This is a genomic window from Chromatiaceae bacterium (genome assembly GCA_024235395.1).
In the GTDB taxonomy this organism is placed as follows: Bacteria; Pseudomonadota; Gammaproteobacteria; order Chromatiales; family Chromatiaceae; genus Thiosocius.
The window spans coordinates 1,684,013-1,704,141 of record JACKMK010000001.1 but is presented as its reverse complement, the minus strand read 5'-3'; the positions used below and the strand labels follow the sequence as shown (position 1 = coordinate 1,704,141).

The following is a 20,129-nucleotide window of genomic DNA, read 5'->3' as shown; positions in this document are numbered from 1 at the left end:
ATTCAGTCCACGAGGGCCGACTTGTCCTTTATCAATGGAATCCTGACAAGGTTGTTGGACGGGGTGCTTTACCCGCTGCGCGAGCTGCATCCGCTGGTTGGCCTGACACTGGTCTCGATGCTCACCGCCGCGGTTGTTCTGCTGGTTTACAAGTACGCGTCGGATCAACAGGCCGTGGCGCGGACCAAGCAGAAGATTCATGCGCGTCTGTTCGAGATCCGGCTGTTCAACGACGACCCGCGCACCATGCTGCATGCGCAGTTCGAGATCCTGCGCCACAGCATCGCCTACATGAAACTGAGCCTGTGGCCGATGGTCTGGTTGGCTGCGCCGTTGCTACTTCTGACGACACAGCTGCAATCGCACTATGGATATCAGAGCCCGCAGCCCGGCCAGACCTTCGTCGTGCAGGCGCAGATCACCGAAGCCGCTGCTTCGGCGCTCTCAGGACGGCGCCCGAGCGCCAGCTTGCAGAGTATCGACCCGGGTCTGCAGGTGCAGACACCCGCGGTGTGGATCCCGACCGAGCGGCGGCTTGCCTGGCGCATCGCCCTGCACTCGCCCGGAGACTATCGCCTTTCGCTGAGCTACGAAGGTGCCACCTTGGCGAAGTCCTTCGATGCCCGTTCGGACATCGTCAGTCGATCGCCGCACCGGCCCGGGAGCAAGCTGCTCGATCAGTTGCTGAACCCAACCGAGCCACCACTGCCCAGCGACAGCCCTGTGCAGTCTATCGACGTGCAGCTACAGGATGCACAACTGAGGATTCCAATCCTGGGTTGGTCCTGGCATTGGACGACCGCCTTTCTGGTGCTGACGCTGGTATTCGTGTTGGTGTTGCGCAGAAGCTTTGGCGTCCAGATCTGATCGTCGAAAGTCGAAAATGCCAGCGCGTCGGCTTTGCAACGGCAGCGCTTCCCTGCAACGGGGACTTTCGATGGGGCGAGCTAGTCAAAGTCGGACGCGTGCTGGCAGATCGCAGCGAAACGCCTCAGCACGAAAGCACCGCAACGCTGGCGTAAGCGGGTTCGCTATCGAGGGCTTCGCAATTCAGTAACGAGCAATCTGGACATCAGACGCGATATGCGGGGGGCGTGACCTGTTTGTCCTGGACATTCGTTTCGGGAACTGCCTTGACGATGCAGAACTGGATGTCAATTCTTCCCAGGCTTTGCGCCCGCGTTGAGCGAAACCGGCTACATGGGATGGTTCAGATGCCGGTTGCGGACCACGACCGGTGCTTTCGGGTGAAAGGGTCCGCGCAAGATTGCAGCCCGAGGTGGACACGACCCGGCAAGCGGGGCGGTGGCCGAACAACCCTCGCTCGGGCGAACGACCAACCTTCTGAAAAGGGAATTGCCATGAATCATTGCCAGCGTTCCGGTCTCACCTTCGCAATTCTGGCCCTTCTTTCGGGCGTTGCGATCGCGCAGCCGAAGCCGAACATCCTCGTGATCTGGGGTGACGATATCGGGACGAGCAATATCAGCTTCAACAACCGTGGGCTGATGGGCTATCAAACCCCCAATATCGATCGCATCGCCCGGGAAGGCGTGTCATTCACCGACTACTACGGTCAACAATCCTGTACCGCCGGACGGGCTGCATTCCTCGGCGGCAACAACCCACTGCGCACTGGCATGACCAAGGTCGGCGTGCCGGGTGCGCTCGAGGGTTGGCAGAAGAGCGATGTCACGATCGCCACCGTGCTGAAAAGCCAGGGGTACGCGACCGGGCAGTTTGGCAAGAACCACCAGGGCGATCGCGACGCGCATCTGCCCACGATGCACGGCTTCGACGAGTTCTTCGGCAACCTCTACCATTTGAACGCCGAGGAGGAACCGGAGAACGAAGACTATCCGCAGGAACCGGCGTTTCGGCAGGAATTCGGCCCGCGCGGCGTGATCAAGGCCTCGGCGGATGGCAAGGGCGGTCAGACCATCGTCGACACCGGGCCGCTGACGAAGAAACGCATGGAAACAATCGACGATGAAACGATAGAGGCCGCGAAGGATTTCATCACCCGCAATGCCAAGGCGGGGAAGTCGTTCTTCTGTTGGTGGAACGGAACGCGGATGCACTTCAGGACGCACGTCAGGGCCGAGCGGCGCCACCAGGGCAACGACGAATATACCGACGGCATGATCGAGCACGATATGCACGTGGGCCAGTTGCTGCAGTTGCTCGATGAGCTCGGGATCGCGGACAACACCATCGTGCTTTACTCGACCGACAACGGCCCGCACTACAACACCTGGCCGGACGCGGCCAATACGCCCTACCGGTCGGAGAAGAACTCGAACTGGGAAGGTGCCTACCGCGTACCGGCCTTCGTTCGATGGCCCGGGCACTTCCCCGCCGGTGAGACACTCAATGGCATCGTGTCACACCAGGACTGGCTGCCAACGTTCGCGGCTGTAGCGGGCGCATCGGACATCAAAGACCGATTGCTGAAAGGTGTCGACCTGAATGGTCGTACCTACAGGAACTACATCGACGGTTACGATCTACTGGACTATCTGGGCGGCAAGACCCAGGAGTCACCGCGCAAGGGGTTTGTGTACGTGAACGACGACGGCGATATCGTCGCTGTCCGCTGGAAAGACTGGAAGGTCGTCTACAAGGAGAATCGCGGTAAGGCGTTTGGTGTCTGGCGCGAACCCTTTACCGAGGTCCGTGTGCCGCTGCTGTTCAACCTGCGTCGCGATCCCTATGAGCGGGCGCAACACAATGCAAACGTCTACGAAGATTGGGCGCTGGATCGCGTCTTCATACTGTTTGGGGCCAACAAGCTCGCTGCGCAATTTATTGGCACCATGAAGGATTATCCGCCCAGTCAGACGCCGGGATCTTTCAACCTCGATTCCGTGAAGAAGCGGGTCGAGGAGATGTCGCGCATGGAGAACTGACGAACGCATTTGGCCGACCGATGCCCCGCCACTGCCGGTGGCGGGGCGCCAGCATCCCCATGCATACATGAATCGAATGCAGTGTGCGTCCTAAAGGAATGAAGACAATGAAATCGATGACCGCATTGATGGCAACAGCTATCGCCTGCGTGGCGTCTTGGTCGCCTGTGCATGCGCAGGAGAGTGCCGATCGAATCTGGTCCGGTGGACCCATTCTGACGATGAACGACGAGGCGATGCGCGCGGAAGCGATCGCCGAGCGCGATGGCCGGATCGTCGCGGTGGGCAGCCAGGCCGAGGTGATGAGGCTGCGGGGTGACGGTACCGAGCTGATCGACCTGAACGGACGCGCGCTGCTCCCGGGCTTCGTCGACGCCCACGGACACATGGTCATGGGTGGGCTCCAGGCGCTGTCGGCCAACCTGCTGGCCCCGCCCGACGGCGATGTCGTCGACATCGCCTCGCTGCAGCGGACACTGCGCGACTGGGTGGCCGCCAATCAGGAAGTCGTGAGCAAGGTGAAACTCATCGTCGGCTTCGGTTACGACAATGCCCAGCTCAAGGAACTGCGCCACCCCACGCGCGATGATCTCGATGCGGTGTCCAGCGAGTACCCGATCTTCATCATCCACCAGTCGGGTCATCTCGCGGTACTCAACAGCAAGGCACTGGAGGTGGCCGGGATCTCGGCTGCGAGCAAGAACCCGGAGGGTGGCGTCATCCGGCGCCGCGACGACAGCCAGGAGCCGAACGGGGTCCTGGAAGAACTCGCGATGTTCAGCGCGCTGTTGAAGATCCTGCCCGCCATCGGGCCGGAGGGTTTCAAGGCGTTCGCGCGCGCGGGAAGCGAGCTCTGGGCGCGTTTCGGCTACACGACGGCTCAGGAGGGACGATCGTCCCCGGACGTGGTTCGCGTGATGCAGTCGGTCGCCGCCGAGGGTGGCTTCGCCATCGACGTGGTCACCTACCCGGACGTGCTCATCGACCGGGACATGATCAAGGCCGGGGTCAGCGCCGACTACGACAAGCGCCTGCGCATCGGCGGCGCCAAGCTGACCATCGACGGCAGTCCGCAGGGTTTCACCGCCTGGCGTGACCAGCCCTACTACAAGCCGGTCGGCAACTATCCGACGGGATACTCGGGCTATGCGGCGGCCACCGCAGAACAGGTCTTCGATGCCGCGCTCTGGGCCGCGGCAAACAAGATCCAGCTGCTCACCCATGCCAACGGCGAGCGCGCGATGGACTTGCTGGTCGCGGCCCACCGCGCGGCCCAGGTCCAGTATCCCGAGGCACAGGCGCTGCGGCCGGTGCTTATCCATGGCCAGTTCGTCCGCGCCGACCAGCTCGACGACTTCAAGGCCCTGGGGGTCATTCCCTCGCTGTTTCCGATGCACACCTTCTACTGGGGTGACTGGCACCTGCAGCACACGGTCGGACCGGACAAGGGCCAGAACATCTCGCCGACCGGGTGGGTGTTGGAACGCGGCATGATCTTCACCAGCCACCACGATGCCCCGGTTGCGTTCCCGGACTCCATGCGGGTGCTCGATGCGACGGTTACCCGGCGTGCGCGAGGCTCGGGCGTGGTCGTCGGCCCGGAGCAGCGGGTCGATGTGATCACCGCACTGAAGGCCATGACCATCTGGCCGGCCTATCAGCATTTCGAGGAATCGCGGAAAGGCTCGCTAGAGGTGGGCAAACTGGCCGATTTCGTGATCCTCTCGGCCGACCCCACCGCCGTGGATCCCGAGACGCTCGATGGCCTGAAGGTCACGGAGACGGTGAAGGAGGGGCGGACGGTATTCCGCCTGGATGCGAAGACCGCCGGGGTGAACGAGAACCCGGGCTTCACACGCGCGATGGCGGCGCTCGCAGACCTCGGTGAGGCGCCGCGCACGATCCGGCCCGGCGCCTCGTCAAGCGCCATCGGCATGCAGCCAGACGGTACGTCGTCGGCGTGCCTGTCTGACCTCTTCCTTGCCTTGTCCGATGCCATGGCCTCGGCGCCCATGCGCTGAAGCGAGAGCAAATCGTCGTAACCGGCGGCTGGCCTGTGCATCCGCCGTGAATGCAGTGACTCGACGCGCGTTCCGAGACAGGGCCATGGTCACGAGACCGAACGCCGCGGTTACCACCGAAAATTCACGCACTCGCTCGGGATTTCATCCATGAAGAAATGCATCACCAGCCTGTCCACTGCCATCGTCCTGGGACTGGGTGCGCAGGCCAGCGCCGACGAGGCGGCGAACGTACGGGCGGGGCAGCCGCAGTCTTCGGCGGATCTCGCCAAGCAGCTCGCCAACCCGGTCGCCGCACTGATCAGCGTGCCGTTGCAGCTCAACTACGATGAAGGCATCGGCCCCGATGACACCGGTGACCGCTGGGTCTTGAACATCCAGCCGGTCGTACCGATCTCGATTTCAGAAGACTGGAACCTGATCTCGCGCACCATCGTACCGGTCGTCTGGCAGGACGACGTCATTGCCGGTGCCGGGAGCCAGTCCGGCGTCGGTGACATCGTGCAGAGCCTGTTCTTTTCACCCAAGGCGCCCACGGCCAGCGGCTGGATCTGGGGCGCCGGGCCGGTGATCCTGTTGCCGACCGGATCGGACGAACTGCTCACCGCCGACAAGTGGGGTGCGGGCCCGACCGCCGTGGCGCTGAAGCAGCAGGGTCCCTGGACCTATGGCGCCCTGGCCAACCATATCTGGTCGTTCGCCGGCGACGACGATCGCGCCGATGTCAACGCGACCTTCCTGCAGCCTTTCCTGTCCTACACCACGCCCCAGGCCTGGACCTTCTCCCTCAACACGGAGAGCACCTATGATTGGGAAAGTGAGCAGTGGTCTGTGCCGGTCAACGGCATCGTGACCAAGGTGACCAGGATCGGTAGCCAGCTGGTGAGCATCGGTGCCGGGGCCCGCTATTGGGCGGAAGGTCCGGACGGCGGACCCGAGGGCTGGGGCGCACGTTTGGTGTTCACGCTGCTCTTCCCGAAGTGAACCGACGCTGAGCTGCCCGTCGAGTCCGTCGACGGCCCTCGTTCGCGTCTCACCAAGCGGCAAGATGCAGCGAACTCGCGGCGGTTCAATGGGGCCTGGGCGGGTGGGCTGAAGCGTCGCGCTCAATACCAACCGTCCGGTCGATTGACTGCTCCACCAGTGCCGCGGCGGATCACGCGTCTTTCCGACCAATCAGGCCGTTGCCACCGGCTCGATGCCAGCGAAGATGCTGTCGCTCATCCAGGCGCTCACATCATTGATCAGGGCCTTCTGGCCGACCAGGGTCAGCGACTTTTCGGCGATCGCCTTGCGGTAACTCACCTTGCCCATCCAGACGTCCGCCATGACCTTCACCGTGGTGGTGAAGTACACATCGATCTCGCGCCCCGGGTCGTTGACGCAGATATCCACGCGCGCGTCTTGCACGAGCAACCACCAGTCGGGATATTCCCGAACGTCAGTGAAACGGAAGCGGATTGCGGTCTCGCCGCCGGGAAGGGCATCCGGTTTGATGCTGCGTTGCAGGTAGAGCATCAGCAGTTCCACGTCGTAGTCGTCGCCCGTCACGTTCGACTGCGCCCAGCGCATGCCCCATTCGCCCAGCGAGACCAATATGGGCAGTAGCTCGTGACAGGAACGGGTCGGCGTGTACTCGTGGCCCTTCTGTCCGGCGATGCGGCGTTTCATCACCAGGCCGTTCTGCGTCAGGGCATCCAGGCGTTTCGACAACAGCGTGGGGGAGATCAGGGTGAGGCCCCGCTGAAGATCGCTGAAGCGGCGCGCGCCCATCAGAAGCTCGCGCACGATAAGAATGGTCCACTTTTCCCCGAGGATCTCGGTGGCCTTGGCAATTGGGCAAAACTGACCATATTCCATGCACTTGCCTCGCGGTCGCGGGCGTATCCGCGGTGAATGCCGACTTGTGTAGTTGGATACTACAGAAAATGTAGCGGGTAGCTCCATTTGATGTCGTAGAGGCGGAATCCGGCCCTCCCTAAGCTTTCTCCAACGGCCCGCCGTACCCCACGGTGCGCCGATCTCAACCCCTGGAGGAAGTCATGAAAAAAAATGCGGTCCTGTTGTATGGCGTTACCAACTACCTGATCGGATCGGCCTCGCTGGTTGCGCTGATCGCCTTCATCTTCAACTTTTTGCCCGACAATCCACTGTTGTCGAATATCGATGCCGCCAGCGGTGGATCCGGTGGTGCGGCTCTGTGGATCAACCTCGGCCTGATCACGTTGTTTGCGTTGCAACACAGCGTGATGGCGCGTCGGTCTTTCAAGCAAAGACTGGCCCGAATCCTGCCGGCGGCCGCCGAGCGCAGCACCTTCATGCTGGGCACTGCCGTGGTGGTGTTTCTGATGATTGGCCTGTGGCAGCCGATGACGACGCCGATCTGGGCGCTGGAGCAGGGTCCGGTCCACTACGGCCTGCTGGGGATCGGCCTCGCCGGTTGGGCGCTGGTGTTCTATGCCACCTTCCTGATAAACCATTTCGATCTGTTCGGGCTTCGTCAGGTGTGGCTGTACTTCCGCGATGTTCCCTATACCCATGTGCCGTTCCAGCTCAGCTCCCTATACCGCTACATCCGCCACCCGATCATGACCGGCGTGTTCCTCGGCATCTGGTTCACTCCGGTGATGACAGTCGGTCACCTGATGTTCGCCCTGGGCATGTCGGCCTACATCCTGATTGGCGTGGCTTACGAGGAACGCGATCTGATCCGCGCCTTCGGCGACCGTTACCTGGCCTACCGCGCCCAAACAGGCCGCTTCCTCCCGGCTATCAAACGCTCTGCGATCGGCAAGTCCGAACCGGTCTGATCGAATCAAACGGCGCAACAGAATGCTGCCGCTCTCGACACCGTCGAGGGCGGCATTTCTCTTTGGGCTGCCGGGATATCTGGAATCAGGATCGAAACGCCAGACCTGTCTCGCGACCGATTGTCGTATGCCCGCAGCGACGAGCAGTCGACTGCAACGTTGTAAGCAGTCCAGACCATTGCCGGATTGAACCGGAAGGCCTGTCAGGGGGGGAATACGTCAACAAATTTTACATTGTTCGCAGTCGATCCTGGCAGGCGTAAACGGAATGCGTTGAATATTTGAATGTTTTGTCCGTTGGCACCGGAAATGCCATGGACTTGGTCGTCAGACACCCGAGGTCGAGATCGTCTGTGCGCCGAGTTCCACTCCATTGCGACGTTCTTGGTTCAAAGCGAGTCACGCTGGCGGCCGTTTGTCACACGCCCTCTGGCCGCGGGCCTCAGGCTTCCCCCGAGCATCCTTTACGGCGACGACCGGCCTGCGCGTGCCACGACGCGTGGTGCCTGAGCCGCCCCTTTCCCTGGCGCCTGAGGTACCGGGTCTTGCGCTGCTAACCGGAGCCGCTGACTGGACAGGTGCGCCAGGACCATGGGTCGCCCAGCCTCGTCGGCCATGGCCGCGGTCGCTTACTTGGCGGCTCGGTCAGCAAGCCATCCGGCTCACCTGCCTTCACCGGTTACCAGGACAGACCCGGCGCGCGCAGTTCGCGCCGCATCGTCGGAGAGCGGGGATGTGCATCCAAACCGAATGTTCTACACGTTCCGTCGGGTATTCCACTTGCCGGTCACGACCCGCCGCTGCCGTTTGCGACAGGGTGGCGGGATCGGCGGGTGCGCCGACTGAAGAGAATACCTCGGTATCACGCCAACCAGCGATTGGTTCAGCGCGTCAGGGGTGGCGGGCAGGCGCCCTCTTGGCGACGATGCTTTGTCCCTTGGGCGCGTCCGCCACGGTTATCGACAACAATGTCAACTTCGTGGCCAAGAACCAGAACCCGTTCGAGACCGGCCCGTCGGTCACGCGCTCGACCAGCTACTCCTTCGCGCTGCCAGACACCACGGCGAATACGCCGACGGTGAAGATCCCGCCGGCCGGGTCGCCGACCTATGCACAGCTCGGCGCCTCGGTGGGTGGTGATGTCAGCCTGGATTTCAGCGCCAGCCTGAGTACCGGCAAACTGTTCCTGAACCTGCCGGTCGTCACCAGTCTCACCGTGCCGGACCCGTACACGGTGCGTGCCGGCAGTGCGTTCACGGTAGCAGGCACGGCCGATATCGCGCCGCAGGGTTTTACCAAGCTCGCGACGCAGACGACGTATGACCGGCTTGGGAGCGGTGCCTTGATCGGTACCTTCGATCAGGTCATCCGGCCCAGCTCGGGCCTGCCGAGCCTGACCACGACCAGTCCCGGGATCGCAGCGGACCTGGGCCTGTCCATCGTCAACCACAACTCGGCGTTCCTGCAGGGTTGTGTCGGCGCGATTGTTGGTTCGGTCTGCACGGATGTCTTTCGGGCCGACCTCCCGAGCCTGGGTCAGCTGAACCTGCCGCTGGTGCACGCCGACAGCACCGGCAGCGTGACCCTGCTGCCTACAGTGCCCGCCCTCAGCCAGTCCGCGTCGCTACCGAAGACGTTCCCGATCGCCGACTACGCGACCTTCACGGTCGACGCGCCGAAACTGAACCAGGCTGCGACCCTGTCGGGGGGCAACCTGGTTGCGCACACCGACACGGACATCGTCTCGGCGACCGTCGACCTGGATCGACTCGTCGACGACTTCGTGTTGCGGCCATCGCTGCTGCCAACCATCAACGGCACGCTCGGACCGATCGGTTACTCGCTGATGGATGCCAAGGCGACCGTTGCCAGCGGCCTCTATCAGGATCTGGAATTCACGCCGAGGCCATCGATCGGGCTCATCTTCGACGACTACGTCAAGGCAACGGTCAATGGCCAGTCATTGGGTGCGGTGCAGGCATTGACCTTCGAGCCGGGTGATCTCGTCACGCTTGCACCGACGGTGTTCCGCTCCACACTGGGCGTGACACCCTTTTACGCCATGCCGAACGAGCTGGCGAACACCACCGGGTTGCAGATTGACGGACGCCTCGACGTCAGCCTGCTGTCGGCGAGCGCGATCGGTGAGTCAACCGGCTACGCATTCTCCGGCACGGTGGCGCCGCCGCCGCTGCAGATTCCTTTCTACACGAACCAGTTCGGCGTGGACATCGCGCCCGTGCTGGGATCGAGGTTCGACCTCCAGTTCGACCTGTTTGGTGACGTCACGGAAAACCAGATGCTCTGGCAGCAGGAAAGTGCCAACAGCGACGGCAGCGCGGTCTATCGCCTGCTCGTCGATCTGCCCGAGGCAACGCTGCAGTACCTGGTGACCGGCAGGGAGCAGGTGTTTCTGCGCACCTGTCCGGGCTGCGACGGCAGCGACTTCGACGTGGTATTCCTGCCCGACCAGCCACTGGTCATCTACGACAGCGATTTCTTTCCCGATGGCCTGAACCTGGGCGAGATCTTCTGCATCAGCTGCACGGGCCTGTCGTTGGATGATTTCACCGCCCTTGCGGTGGCCGCCGATGATGGTGAGCTGTTTTATTTCTCACCCTACGCGCATGAACTGGAGCTGCCGGATCTTTGCTTCGCCTGTGACCCGCTGCTGTCGCAGGTGGTGCAGCGCTACAGCTTCGTCCCCGATGCGCCGAACGTACTCGTCGATCGCCCCTTCCCCGGTTATTACCCGTTCAGCGTGCCGGTACCGTCGACTGTTCTGCTGCTGATCTTCGGTCTTGGCGCCAGCGCGTTGGCACGGCCCCGGGGGCGGATTGCCCGTGGCGTCCCCAACACGGTCTGCCAACGGTGGGAGGCGATATGACAAGGCACGTATGGCGGCGAAGCCTTGGTGCGGTATTACTCTGGTCGGTGACGCTCACGGCCGATGCCGGGTTGATCCCGCCGCCGCTGGATGAAGCGGACTACGCATTTCTGCGCAGCGCCATCCAGGCAAGGATCCCCGAATACGCACCCGGTTGGACCGATTACAACACGCACGACCCCGGGATAACTCTGCTTGGGCTGTTCGCATTCGCGGTGACGGACCTGGGGTCCAGGGTGGCCGTTGAGCTGCCGGACCTGGTGTGGCTCGAATACGACGCATACGCCGCAGAAACCATGGACGGGCTCGCGTACACGCTGCTCGACGCGGCGTATCTGGCGCGCAGCCCGGATTCGCCGCGTCCCGCCGACTGGCTGATGCTCGAAGGTGTCGACCCGGCCTGGAGCGTGGCTGAGCTGCGCGCGGCTGCGATACGCGCCGTGCCGGTGCCACCCACTGCAGCGCTGCTGGCAGCGGGTCTGTTGGTATCCATCTGGCGTTGGCATCGCATGAGACGCTTTGGGCACTTTCGGTGGGCGCGGCAAGGATCGGGTGAAGGCAACTGGCACCCCGGTTGGGCAAACCCCCGCGATCAATCCAGCGGTGCGCGCTTTGTTCAACGCCGTGTCGATAGGTGATCTTTTTTGGGCCGCCTGTCCTACCGCGTGCCCGCCAGTCGGTCGCAATCACAGTTAACCTGTTCCGGAGTCAATCATGAAAACACTGTCTGTCCTGTTGGTCCTGGTCAGTCTGCACTTTGTGATGCCTGCATACGCCGACTGGGATGAGGCGGCCGAGAAACGTGAGCAGGCCGCGCGTGAACGCGCCGCGGCAGCGGAGAAGGCCCAGCAACGCAGGGCATATGCGGACGGTATCCGCGGGGAGATGAAGCGCGACGGTATCGACACCCGCGGCAAGTCCGATGAGCAGGTGATCCGGGAATTCGAGGCCGCCAACAAGCGGAGAGCGGATGCGGCGAATCAGGCGCGCGCCAAGGGTATGGACGACATGCGCAGGGCACTGGGCAAGGAGGCCGACGGCAAGTCCGATGACGAGGTCATGGCGCTGTACTCGGCGAAGTCGCAACGCGACGCCGCCGCCGTGATGCGGCAAACCGAGGCGAACCGTCCGCAGATCGAGGCCGGGGTCAAGGAAATGACCGGCAAATCCATGGAGCAGCTCATGAATATGTCCGACGAGGAACTGGAAAAACTCGGAACGCAGATGGAACGGAAATACGGTCGGTAGTCTTGGCGGCAGGCATGGGTATGCCACTCGGCCCCGGGCGATCCGGCGTCGCCCGCCGCCGTTAACATGATACTGCACGCGCAAGACTCGCTTGGCGACCCGGAGGCCATGCGGACGCCCCGTTTCCGGCATCTGGGCGACGCGGACGATCTGTTCGGTGACCTGGTGTCGACTGCGTGCTCATGTTGGGCCCTCCCCGGGGTTTGAGATGTCCGGAACGCCCGAAGTGTTTCAATGCACATTGCCGTGGCGGGTGGCCAGGGAGAGGAAAGACGCCCCATCGATTCGGTAGAATTCGACCGGCACCCTGAGACCAGGAGCACGGTCGAGCATGTTCGCTGAAGTTCACTTGCGCCACGCCAAGACGCCATGACAGCCGGTGCCGCCCCATCATCTTCGGAACACGCCGACAGCGCTGGCTACCGTGTGCTGGTCATAGGCCCGCGCCGCGCCCTGATCGATCACCTGCGCGAGCGTGGCATTCCCTTCAGCGTATGGCGGGAACATGCCAGCTATGAGCTGGCGGATGCGCAGCAGGTGCTGACCGCCCCCTTCTGGAACACCACGGAAAAGCTCAAGCGCACCATCGCCGAGGCGTTCGGTGATGGGCGCTACAGCCATGTGATCGCAGGCGTCGAAGGCGCCGTGTACCCCGCCGCACTGGCGCGCAGGCTACTCGGCGCCAGGCTATCCCCCGCGACCACCGCGCTGCGTTGCCGTGACAAGCTTGCAATGAAAGAGTACCTGGACGAGTTCGATATCCCGATGACCGACTTTCTCGCCGAGTCGTCGGCGCGTTCGGCAGCGGAGGTGTTTGCGCGCCTGGGCACCCCGGTGGTGCGCAAACGGCGCAAGTCTTCCGGCGGCCGGGAACTGAGCTTCGTCCACCGTGAGCAGGACCTGGTGCTGCAGAAGGACGGCCGCAACATCCTGGAACGCTTCGTCTCGGCGCCGGAGGCGAGCATCGAGTCATACCTGAACGGCGGTGAGATCCGCTTCGTCAACACCACCCGCTACGTCGAGAAACGTCACGTCAATTTCGTGCCCGCCGATCTCGACGAGGCGGTCCTGGCGGCAATGCTCGAATTGAATCGTCGCGTCCTCAAGGCGCTGAAGATCAACTGGGGAATCACGCACCTCGAGGTGTACCTGACCGACGCCGGCCTGCTGTTCGGTGAGATCGCGCTGCGCCCGCCAGGTGGCTACATCATGAACGCGATGCGCCATGCCTACGGTTTCGACCCCTGGGCGGCATTCGTCGCGATGGAGCTGAACGAGCGGTTCGATTTCCCGCAGGCGCCTTCCGGGTATGCGTGTGTCGAGGTGCTGCATCCGGGTACCGGAGTGGTCACGGCGGTACGTGGCGAACAGTTCGTGCGGGGGCATCCCGCAACGCGTGAGTTCCGCCTCAAGGTCCGTCCGGGCGACGTGATCGGTGAGCGGCAGGGCGCCGGCCAGGATGTCGGCTATCTGTTGCATGTGAGTTCCTCTCCAATGGAACGGCTGGCGCTGCTCGATGAGTTCCGCCAGAACCTGTCGATCGAGCTGGGTGAAAGAAGCGCGTGAGTCTCCGAGAAGCGTCGAGCCGAACAGCCTCGCGATGCAAGGCGATCGGTTGTCTGGCGCAAGGCGCGAGCCAGGGCGGCCTCCGAACCTTTTCCGCGCGAACGGGAGAACAATTACTCCGGCACCGATCTCCGGGCGTGAATCCAGAGGTTGCGTGGGGTGACATGGCGTGGGCAAAACCCGCGCAACGAGACCGCGTAGCCGTGTTCCTCGAGGTACAGACACCGGTCGAGGACCAGCCACAGTTCCAGCGGCCTGCGAAACAGCTGGCGCACCAGGTCCTCGCGGGAGACCTGGGCAAAACGTTGGCGCCCAAGCTGCTCCGCATACGCGTAATCGATAGCGTCCGGCAGCACGATCCCTTTGATCATCGCCGCATGCTGGCAAAAGCTCCGAAAATCCCCACCCGCTTCGGACGATGACAGCGACGGGACCGGCAGGTAGTCCTGGTAGCCGCAGTTCAGGCGCAACAGGTTGTCGAATCCGAGGCGCCATTGCTGAAGTCGCGTACGGTTGCGACGCGCGTTGGGCGCCGCGCTCACGGTTTCCTGCACGGCCAGTTTGAGCGCCTCGTAGTCCAGACGCAGGTGCGTGTTCTGCCGCACGAAATCCGACAGGGGCCGATATGGGTTGTCGTCGGTCTGGTGATAACAGCAGGGCACCAGATCGATCTGCGCCACGCGGCCTGCGCAGCAATGGCGCAGCATGCTGAGATGCAGCCGTCCACAGGCATGCAGCGCGACATGACTGGATTCGCCCGAGCAGAAGCGGGCAACGCTGGCCGCGAGAACATCCTGCTGTTCAAACGTGATCTTCAGCCCCAGGTCAGCCGCGATCTTGTTCCCGTGCCCAATCAGCACCGGGTCTTTCTCCAGCGCGATGGCCTCGCGACGACCGTCGCGCGCGAGCAGCCTTCGGCTCAGATGCCCCTTGCCCGCACACCATTCCACCAATTGCCCACTTGTATCGTCCGACAGCCGTTCACGCGCGGTCACGAAATGCTCAAGCTGCGCCCATTTCCGGGGTTTCACGCCGTCGGGCGCATCGAACGGACCAGGCGGTGAGCCATCGTCCGGTGGTGAGTAGTCGGGAAGGTCGGGTAACCGGATATCCAGTTCTTCTTGCGCAAAGGCACTCAGCAGCGCTGGATCGGCGGTCAGTGCCTCGAGCGTACTGTCATCGATGTCCCGCAGTATGTGCCGCCAATGCGGATGACGGTCATACCATGAAAGGTGTGGCTGCTTGAAAGGCACCTCGCGCCACAGCCAGTGCCACGCGAACAGAAGCTTGTCCAGTTCGCGAAAATGGTTGCGAAACGACGGGGCCTGCGTGGCGTTCAATGCCGGAATCCAATCAATGGGATCCGTTTCATTCGGTCCGAACACCTGGCGGTAGCGATTGCATGGGATTCCACCAGCGATCTGCCGCGGGCGTCGATGCGTGATCCCCGGGATCCTCCCGGAAATGCCTGGCAAGAGCAACGAGCTGGAACGATCTCATGCCTCGTTTGTTTCCGGTAGAAAGCCGCCGGCCTGCATGTTCCAGAGGCGTGCATAGTGCCCGCCGCGTTGTAGGAGTTCGGTATGACTGCCGTCCTCGACCACCTTGCCTTCATCGAAGACCAGGATGCGGTCCATGTGCGAGATCGTCGACAGGCGGTGGGCCACCACGACCACGGTTTTTCCTCGCATCAGGAAGTCCAGCCCCTGCTGAATCTGCTTCTCGGTGACCGAATCCAGCGCCGAGGTCGCTTCGTCCAGGATCAGGATCGGGGCATTCTTGAGGATGGCGCGTGCAATCGCGATACGCTGGCGCTGCCCGCCGGACAGTTTGACGCCGCGCTCACCGACCAGTGATGCATAGCCCTGTTCTGTCTGAAGTATGAAGTCATGCGCGTACGCCTTCTTCGCCGCTTCGATAACCTCTTCATCACTGGCATCGAGTCGACCGTAGCGAATGTTCTCCATCAGCGAGCGATGGAACAGCATCGGGTCCTGCGGGATCATGGACACGCTCTCGCGCAGGCTGTCCTGGGTCACGGCGAGGATGTCCTGACCGTCGATCGCAATGACGCCGGCCTGTGGCTCGAACAGGCGCAGTATGAGATTGACGAAGGTCGATTTGCCCGAGCCGGAAAATCCCACCAGGCCGACCTGCTGACCTGGCTCGATCGTTACCGTCAGGTGATCGAACACCTGCAGGCCTTCCTTGTAAGCGAACGACACGTCGCGAAACGCAATCTCGCCATGCGTCGCCTGCAACGCGCTGGCGCCGGCGCTGTCTACAATCTCGTGGGGCTGAATGAAAGTCGACACCCCGTCACTGATGTTGCCGATGTATTCGAAGAACTCGAGGAAACTCCGGCTGAGTCCGCGCGCCGCCTCGATGAGCATGATCGCCAGGCCCGCGACCATCGAGAAGTCCCCGACGCTCATGCCCCCGTCGGACCAGATCTTCAGCGCGTAGCCGACCATGGCGATCATCAACACCATCGCCGCGCTGAACTGGAACCAGCGCAGCTTTTCCATATACCAGAACGTGCGCAGCGCATGGTTCACCTCGTGGTTCAGGTAATCGGTCAGATAGTCTTCCTCGAAGCGGCGTCGTGCGAACATCTTGGCGTTCATCACGTTCGAGACCGAGTCCACGATCTTGCCGGTAACCAGCGATCGTGCCTCGGCGAAATCTTTCGCATACACCCGACAGCGCCGGGCCAGAATGTATGACGCGTAGACATAGATGGTCAGCCAAACCGTCAGCACCATCGCGAGTTGTGAACTGGTCGTGAACAGGATGATCAACGCCACGGCCGACTTTATGATCAGTGGATAAAAATCGAAGGTGATCGCCCACAGTGCGTGCATGCTGCTCATCGACACCTCCGCAATGCGGTTGGCCAGTGAGCCGGCGAAGTGTGAGATGAAGTAGCGATGCGAGTGATGCTGCAGGTAGCTGAACAGCGACTTGCGGATGTCGGCGCGCAGACGCGGGCCCGTCATCACCAGTACTGCACCACTCGCACGACTGAACAGCACGATGCCCAGGTTCAACAGGCCGAAGAGTATCAGGGCGTTTTGCGCGGTCGCGAACACGGATGCGCCGGTATCGTTCGCCAGGGTGACCGAATCGATGATCTCCTTTACCGCGTATGGCAGCAGGATCGTGCAGGCGGCCTGTCCAGCCTCGAACAGAAAGATCGCGACCAACGCGATCCGCGCCTTCAGGTAAAAATGCAGCACGAACCGCAACGGTGACCGGGAAAGCGGGGGCGCGTCGTCTGCGATGGTAAATGTTCTGTCCACTGGGCAAGAAACCGAAGCGTTGATCTCCTGATCGCCGCGTGAAGCGAATCAGACGTAACGGAGGATATCCCCTGGTGAGGATCCACAGGGTGTCTTCGATTCGGTAGACAGCAGATCCGAACGATGCCTCGTCTTTGGAGACGCGAGAAGCGATGTCGGGCCCCGGCGCTGTCCGGGCCTCTTACTGGTGCGAAGGTTCACGGGACTGTCCTGATTGTCGCGAAGACACTAAGCGGATTATGGCGGAGCAGGTAGAGAATGCCCAAGGTGGTTGCGTTCATGCATGTTGTCGAAGGCCGGGAATGGTGCGCTGGCATTTTCGCGGCAGTCGAATCCGCTGTTCTCCGCCGGCTTCCATGGCCGCGATGCTGTTTCAAAGGCTGGCGATCAGGTCGTGTGCCTCGTCGTCGTTGGCCATGAAGAAGATGCTGATATCGAGCGGCACCTGGCCATAGGCATCGCCCAGGTCGACGAGGTTTCCCGAGGCGAGGTCGTCGCAACACATCGAATGCGGCAGCCAGCCCACGCCCCTGCCGGCCTCGACGAGTCGGTGAACACCGACGCTGAACGCAGTCTCGACGGACTGGTAAGCGCCGTCGCTGATCATCGCTGTCTCCAGGCCGTCGCGGTGCAGAAGCCGTCCGAAATGGCTTTCTGTCGGGTAGGTGATCAGCGGAAAGCCGCCACGCGGTCGGCTGTCCGGGCCGAGTTGATAGCGCAGGGGGCCGCCACAGACCGGGATCAGCGTGTCGCGCGTCCAGATGTGCCGGCGGATGGATTCGTCGAACGGGAGAGGAGGGAGCCCGCGCGCCTCGTAGACGATCAGGAAATCGGCTTCGCCGCGAACGAAAAGAGAAACGCACTCCTCGCGGTCCATGGCACGCAGCCGCGCCGAGATGGTCTCGTCGACCTGGTGAAACACGCCGAGCACGAGGGGGAACGCCGTGGTGGCCAGCGCATGCTGGACCGCGAAGACATAGCCGCGTTTGCCCGGGGGGGAGCTGCGCAGGCGCCCCCGTAGCGTCTCTATCCGGCCGATGGTCGCGCGGATCTCGTCGGCGTTCGCCGCCAGGCGTGGATGCAGCGCGATGCGGTTGGCTGACCGGTCGAGCAGTGGAATCCCCACCCATTCCTCGAAGCTGCGAATCCTTCGCGAAAACGCCGGTTGTGTCAGGTTTCTGCGCGCCGCCGCGGCGCTGAGATTGCCCTCCTCGAGCAACACCAGGACGTCTTCAAACAGTCGGGTATCCATGCGTCACTCATACTTTTTCTTTGTCTGCTCGAAGATAGCCGCAGTTTACATGCGCTGCAAACACGCGGATAACGCGAAAATATCGGCTTTCCGGAGATTCGTCGGGCATGGGCACTGTCACTAATCCATCAAGTACTCATACACTTATTAAGGATCGCTGCGCAGTCGTCCAGGCGAGGCTGGACAGTTTTCCGCGTATCCGGCTGGGCCACCTGCCGACGCCGCTCGAGCCCCTGGACCGGCTGACTGCAGAACTCGGAGGCCCGCGCATCTGGGTCAAGCGTGACGACTGCACCGGTTTGTCCACCGGGGGAAACAAGACGCGCAAGCTCGAGTTCCTGATGGCGGAGGCACGGCAGATGGGTGCGGACTGCGTGATCACGCAGGGCGCGACGCAATCCAACCACGCGCGGCAGACGGCCGCGGCCTCGGCCCGTCTCGGTTTCGACTGTCACATCCTGCTGGAGGACCGGACCGGTTATACGGATCCCGATTACCTCAGCAACGGCAACGTCCTGCTCGACCGCCTGCACGGTGCCACCATCGAGCATCGTCCCGGCGGCGCCGACATGCAGGCCGAGATGGAGGCGGTCGCCGAACGCTTGCGCGGCGAAGGCCGCCGCCCCTATGTCATGCCCGGTGGTGGTTCGACGCCGGTGGGTGCGCTCGGGTACGTCAACTGCGCACTCGAACTGGTCGATCAGGCCGATGCGCTGGGGCTGCGCATCGATGCACTCGTCCACGCGACCGGCAGCGCCGGTACCCAGGCCGGGTTGGTGGCGGGCTTGGCAGCGATCGGATCGGACATCGACCTGCTCGGCATCGGTGTGCGCGCGCCACGGGAAAAGCAGGAGGCCATGGTGTTCGATCTGGCGAAGCGCACGATGGAGCATCTCGGGCTGGAGGTCGAGATTGCGCGCGACAGCGTGCGCGCCAACAGCGATTACGTCGGCCCGGGCTATGGACTGCCGACCGATGCCATGCGTGATGCCGTGCAGCTGCTGGCGCGGCTCGAGGGCCTGCTCTTCGACCCGGTCTATTCCGGGAAGGGGCTTTCCGGGCTGATCGATCTTGTGCGTAAGGGACACTTCGCCGGAGCCGAAAACGTCGTGTTTCTGCACACGGGCGGCAGTGCATCGTTGTTCGGGTACCCCAGTCTTTTTTAGCAGTCCGCCAAAAAACAAACCGATGAGGAGATGACAATGAAACTGGTCACGAAACTCTTAGTGGCGACCGCAGTGACCGTCGCCACGACTGCCAGTGCCTTTGCACAGGACCTGACTGGCCGGCTCGCGCAGATCGCGGAACGTGGCACCATCGTGCTGGGGCATCGCGAGAGCTCGGTGCCGTTCGCCTATCTCGACGAAAACCAGAAGCCGGTGGGATACAGCATCGACCTGTGCATGAAAGTGGTCGATGAGGTGAAGAAAGCCGTCGGTCGCGATCTGGACGTGAAGTTTGTGCCGGTCAATCCGAAGACGCGCATCGCGCTGATGGCCAACGGGACGATCGACCTCGAATGCGGGTCGACCACCAACAACCTGACCCGCCAGGAACAGGTCGAGTATCTTCCCATTACCTTCATCACCGGCACCAAGATCTTGACCCGCAAGGATTCGGGCATCTCGTCGATCGACGATCTGAATGGCAAGTCGATTGCACTTGCGCAGGGTACGACCAACGAGCGCGTCATCAAGGCGGAGGTGGAAAAGCGCGGTCTGGACGTCAAGATCCTGCCGGTCCGCGACCACGCCGAGGGCATGCTCACCCTCGAGACCGACCGGGTGGACGCCTATTCGACGGATCACATCCTGTTGTTCGGCCTGATCGCGAAATCGCGTACGCCCGAGGCGTATGCCGTGGTCGGCGACTTCCTCTCCTACGATCCCTATGCGCTGATGGTCCCGCGCAACGAGAGTGACTTCGAACTGGTCGGCAAACGTGCATTGGCCGAGGTGTTCGGCAGCGGCGAGATCAACACCCTCTACGACAAGTGGTTTGGGCCGCTCGGGGTCGAGCAGACCGACCTGTTGAAGGCGGCATTCCGCATCCAGGCGCTGCCGAAGTAAGGGGCGTCGCCATGGGGGTGTGCCCCCATGGTCTGCGTCGTCGCCGAACACCATCGGGAGCGCGC

At 62.5% G+C, this 20,129-nt stretch carries 15 protein-coding genes; 11 read left to right on the top strand and 4 right to left on the bottom strand.

Features of this window, described 5'->3' with window-relative positions; all coding sequences use genetic code 11:
- Window positions 1-21 precede the first annotated feature (21 nt).
- From H6955_07870 to H6955_07855, 4 genes are all read left to right on the top strand, one after another.
- Window positions 22-867, top strand: a complete 846-nt coding sequence (locus H6955_07870) for a hypothetical protein (protein MCP5313459.1) — start codon at window positions 22-24, stop codon at window positions 865-867.
- A gap of 494 nt (window positions 868-1,361) precedes the next feature.
- A complete protein-coding gene (locus H6955_07865) occupies window positions 1,362-2,909 on the top strand; it encodes an arylsulfatase (GenBank protein ID MCP5313458.1) in 1,548 nt (515 codons plus the stop codon).
- Window positions 2,910-3,037: 128 nt separating this feature from the next.
- The gene (locus H6955_07860) at window positions 3,038-4,930 is read left to right on the top strand and encodes an amidohydrolase (protein MCP5313457.1); all 1,893 of its coding nucleotides are present in this window, start codon (window positions 3,038-3,040) and stop codon (window positions 4,928-4,930) included.
- A 150-nt stretch (window positions 4,931-5,080) separates the two neighbouring features.
- Window positions 5,081-5,914 carry a transporter gene (locus H6955_07855; GenBank protein ID MCP5313456.1) on the top strand — a complete coding sequence of 278 codons (834 nt, stop codon included), beginning with the start codon at window positions 5,081-5,083 and terminating at the stop codon, window positions 5,912-5,914.
- A 192-nt stretch (window positions 5,915-6,106) separates the two neighbouring features.
- On the opposite strand, the gene H6955_07850 is transcribed toward H6955_07855, so the two are convergent.
- Complete coding sequence (locus tag H6955_07850; GenBank protein ID MCP5313455.1) at window positions 6,107-6,790, bottom strand: helix-turn-helix transcriptional regulator; 684 nt, start codon at window positions 6,788-6,790, stop codon at window positions 6,107-6,109.
- Window positions 6,791-6,972: 182 nt separating this feature from the next.
- Between H6955_07850 and H6955_07845 the strand changes: the two genes are divergently transcribed.
- The 5 genes from H6955_07845 to H6955_07825 all read left to right on the top strand — a co-directional run bounded on the left by H6955_07845 (window position 6,973) and on the right by H6955_07825 (window position 13,441).
- On the top strand, window positions 6,973-7,740 hold the full coding sequence (locus H6955_07845) for an isoprenylcysteine carboxylmethyltransferase family protein (GenBank protein MCP5313454.1): 768 nt from the start codon (window positions 6,973-6,975) through the stop codon (window positions 7,738-7,740).
- Between the two features lie 937 nt (window positions 7,741-8,677).
- Window positions 8,678-10,627, top strand: coding sequence for a hypothetical protein (locus H6955_07840; protein MCP5313453.1), 1,950 nt, complete (start codon window positions 8,678-8,680; stop codon window positions 10,625-10,627).
- Entirely contained in the window at window positions 10,624-11,265 is a 642-nt protein-coding gene (locus tag H6955_07835) for a hypothetical protein (protein ID MCP5313452.1), read from the top strand. Before H6955_07840 ends, H6955_07835 begins: the two co-directional genes overlap by 4 nt.
- A 76-nt stretch (window positions 11,266-11,341) precedes the next feature.
- A complete protein-coding gene (locus H6955_07830; protein MCP5313451.1) occupies window positions 11,342-11,875 on the top strand; it encodes a hypothetical protein in 534 nt (177 codons plus the stop codon).
- A gap of 369 nt (window positions 11,876-12,244) precedes the next feature.
- A complete protein-coding gene (locus H6955_07825) occupies window positions 12,245-13,441 on the top strand; it encodes an ATP-grasp domain-containing protein (protein MCP5313450.1) in 1,197 nt (398 codons plus the stop codon).
- Window positions 13,442-13,554: 113 nt separating this feature from the next.
- Here H6955_07825 and H6955_07820 read toward each other — a convergent pair whose 3' ends face one another.
- From H6955_07820 to H6955_07810, 3 genes are all read right to left on the bottom strand, one after another.
- The gene (locus tag H6955_07820; GenBank protein ID MCP5313449.1) at window positions 13,555-14,781 is read right to left on the bottom strand and encodes a methyltransferase; all 1,227 of its coding nucleotides are present in this window, start codon (window positions 14,779-14,781) and stop codon (window positions 13,555-13,557) included.
- 156 nt (window positions 14,782-14,937) lie between these two features.
- Window positions 14,938-16,743, bottom strand: coding sequence for an ABC transporter ATP-binding protein (locus H6955_07815; protein MCP5313448.1), 1,806 nt, complete (start codon window positions 16,741-16,743; stop codon window positions 14,938-14,940).
- A 373-nt stretch (window positions 16,744-17,116) separates the two neighbouring features.
- A complete protein-coding gene (locus H6955_07810; GenBank protein ID MCP5313447.1) occupies window positions 17,117-17,995 on the bottom strand; it encodes a LysR family transcriptional regulator in 879 nt (292 codons plus the stop codon).
- Between the two features lie 107 nt (window positions 17,996-18,102).
- Here H6955_07810 and H6955_07805 point away from each other — a divergent pair, with 107 nt between their 5' ends.
- Both H6955_07805 and H6955_07800 read left to right on the top strand, forming a co-directional pair.
- Window positions 18,103-19,161 (top strand): D-cysteine desulfhydrase, encoded by a 1,059-nt coding sequence (locus H6955_07805; protein MCP5313446.1) that lies wholly within the window; start codon window positions 18,103-18,105, stop codon window positions 19,159-19,161.
- Window positions 19,162-19,191: 30 nt separating this feature from the next.
- Window positions 19,192-20,064, top strand: a complete 873-nt coding sequence (locus H6955_07800) for an amino acid ABC transporter substrate-binding protein (GenBank protein MCP5313445.1) — start codon at window positions 19,192-19,194, stop codon at window positions 20,062-20,064.
- The last annotated feature ends 65 nt before the right edge of the window (window positions 20,065-20,129 follow it).

Bases quoted from the DNA above. Each gene is read 5' to 3' on its own strand.
- H6955_07865 (MCP5313458.1), top strand. From the start codon at position 1,362: ATGAATCATTGCCAGCGTTCCGGTCTCACCTTCGCAATTCTGGCCCTT.
- H6955_07860 (MCP5313457.1), top strand. From the start codon at position 3,038: ATGGCAACAGCTATCGCCTGCGTGGCGTCTTGGTCGCCTGTGCATGCG.
- H6955_07855 (MCP5313456.1), top strand. From the start codon at position 5,081: ATGAAGAAATGCATCACCAGCCTGTCCACTGCCATCGTCCTGGGACTG.
- H6955_07850 (MCP5313455.1), bottom strand. From the start codon at position 6,790: ATGGAATATGGTCAGTTTTGCCCAATTGCCAAGGCCACCGAGATCCTC.
- H6955_07845 (MCP5313454.1), top strand. From the start codon at position 6,973: ATGAAAAAAAATGCGGTCCTGTTGTATGGCGTTACCAACTACCTGATC.
- H6955_07835 (MCP5313452.1), top strand. From the start codon at position 10,624: ATGACAAGGCACGTATGGCGGCGAAGCCTTGGTGCGGTATTACTCTGG.
- H6955_07830 (MCP5313451.1), top strand. From the start codon at position 11,342: ATGAAAACACTGTCTGTCCTGTTGGTCCTGGTCAGTCTGCACTTTGTG.
- H6955_07825 (MCP5313450.1), top strand. From the start codon at position 12,245: ATGACAGCCGGTGCCGCCCCATCATCTTCGGAACACGCCGACAGCGCT.
- H6955_07810 (MCP5313447.1), bottom strand. From the start codon at position 17,995: ATGGATACCCGACTGTTTGAAGACGTCCTGGTGTTGCTCGAGGAGGGC.
- H6955_07805 (MCP5313446.1), top strand. From the start codon at position 18,103: ATGGGCACTGTCACTAATCCATCAAGTACTCATACACTTATTAAGGAT.
- H6955_07800 (MCP5313445.1), top strand. From the start codon at position 19,192: ATGACAATGAAACTGGTCACGAAACTCTTAGTGGCGACCGCAGTGACC.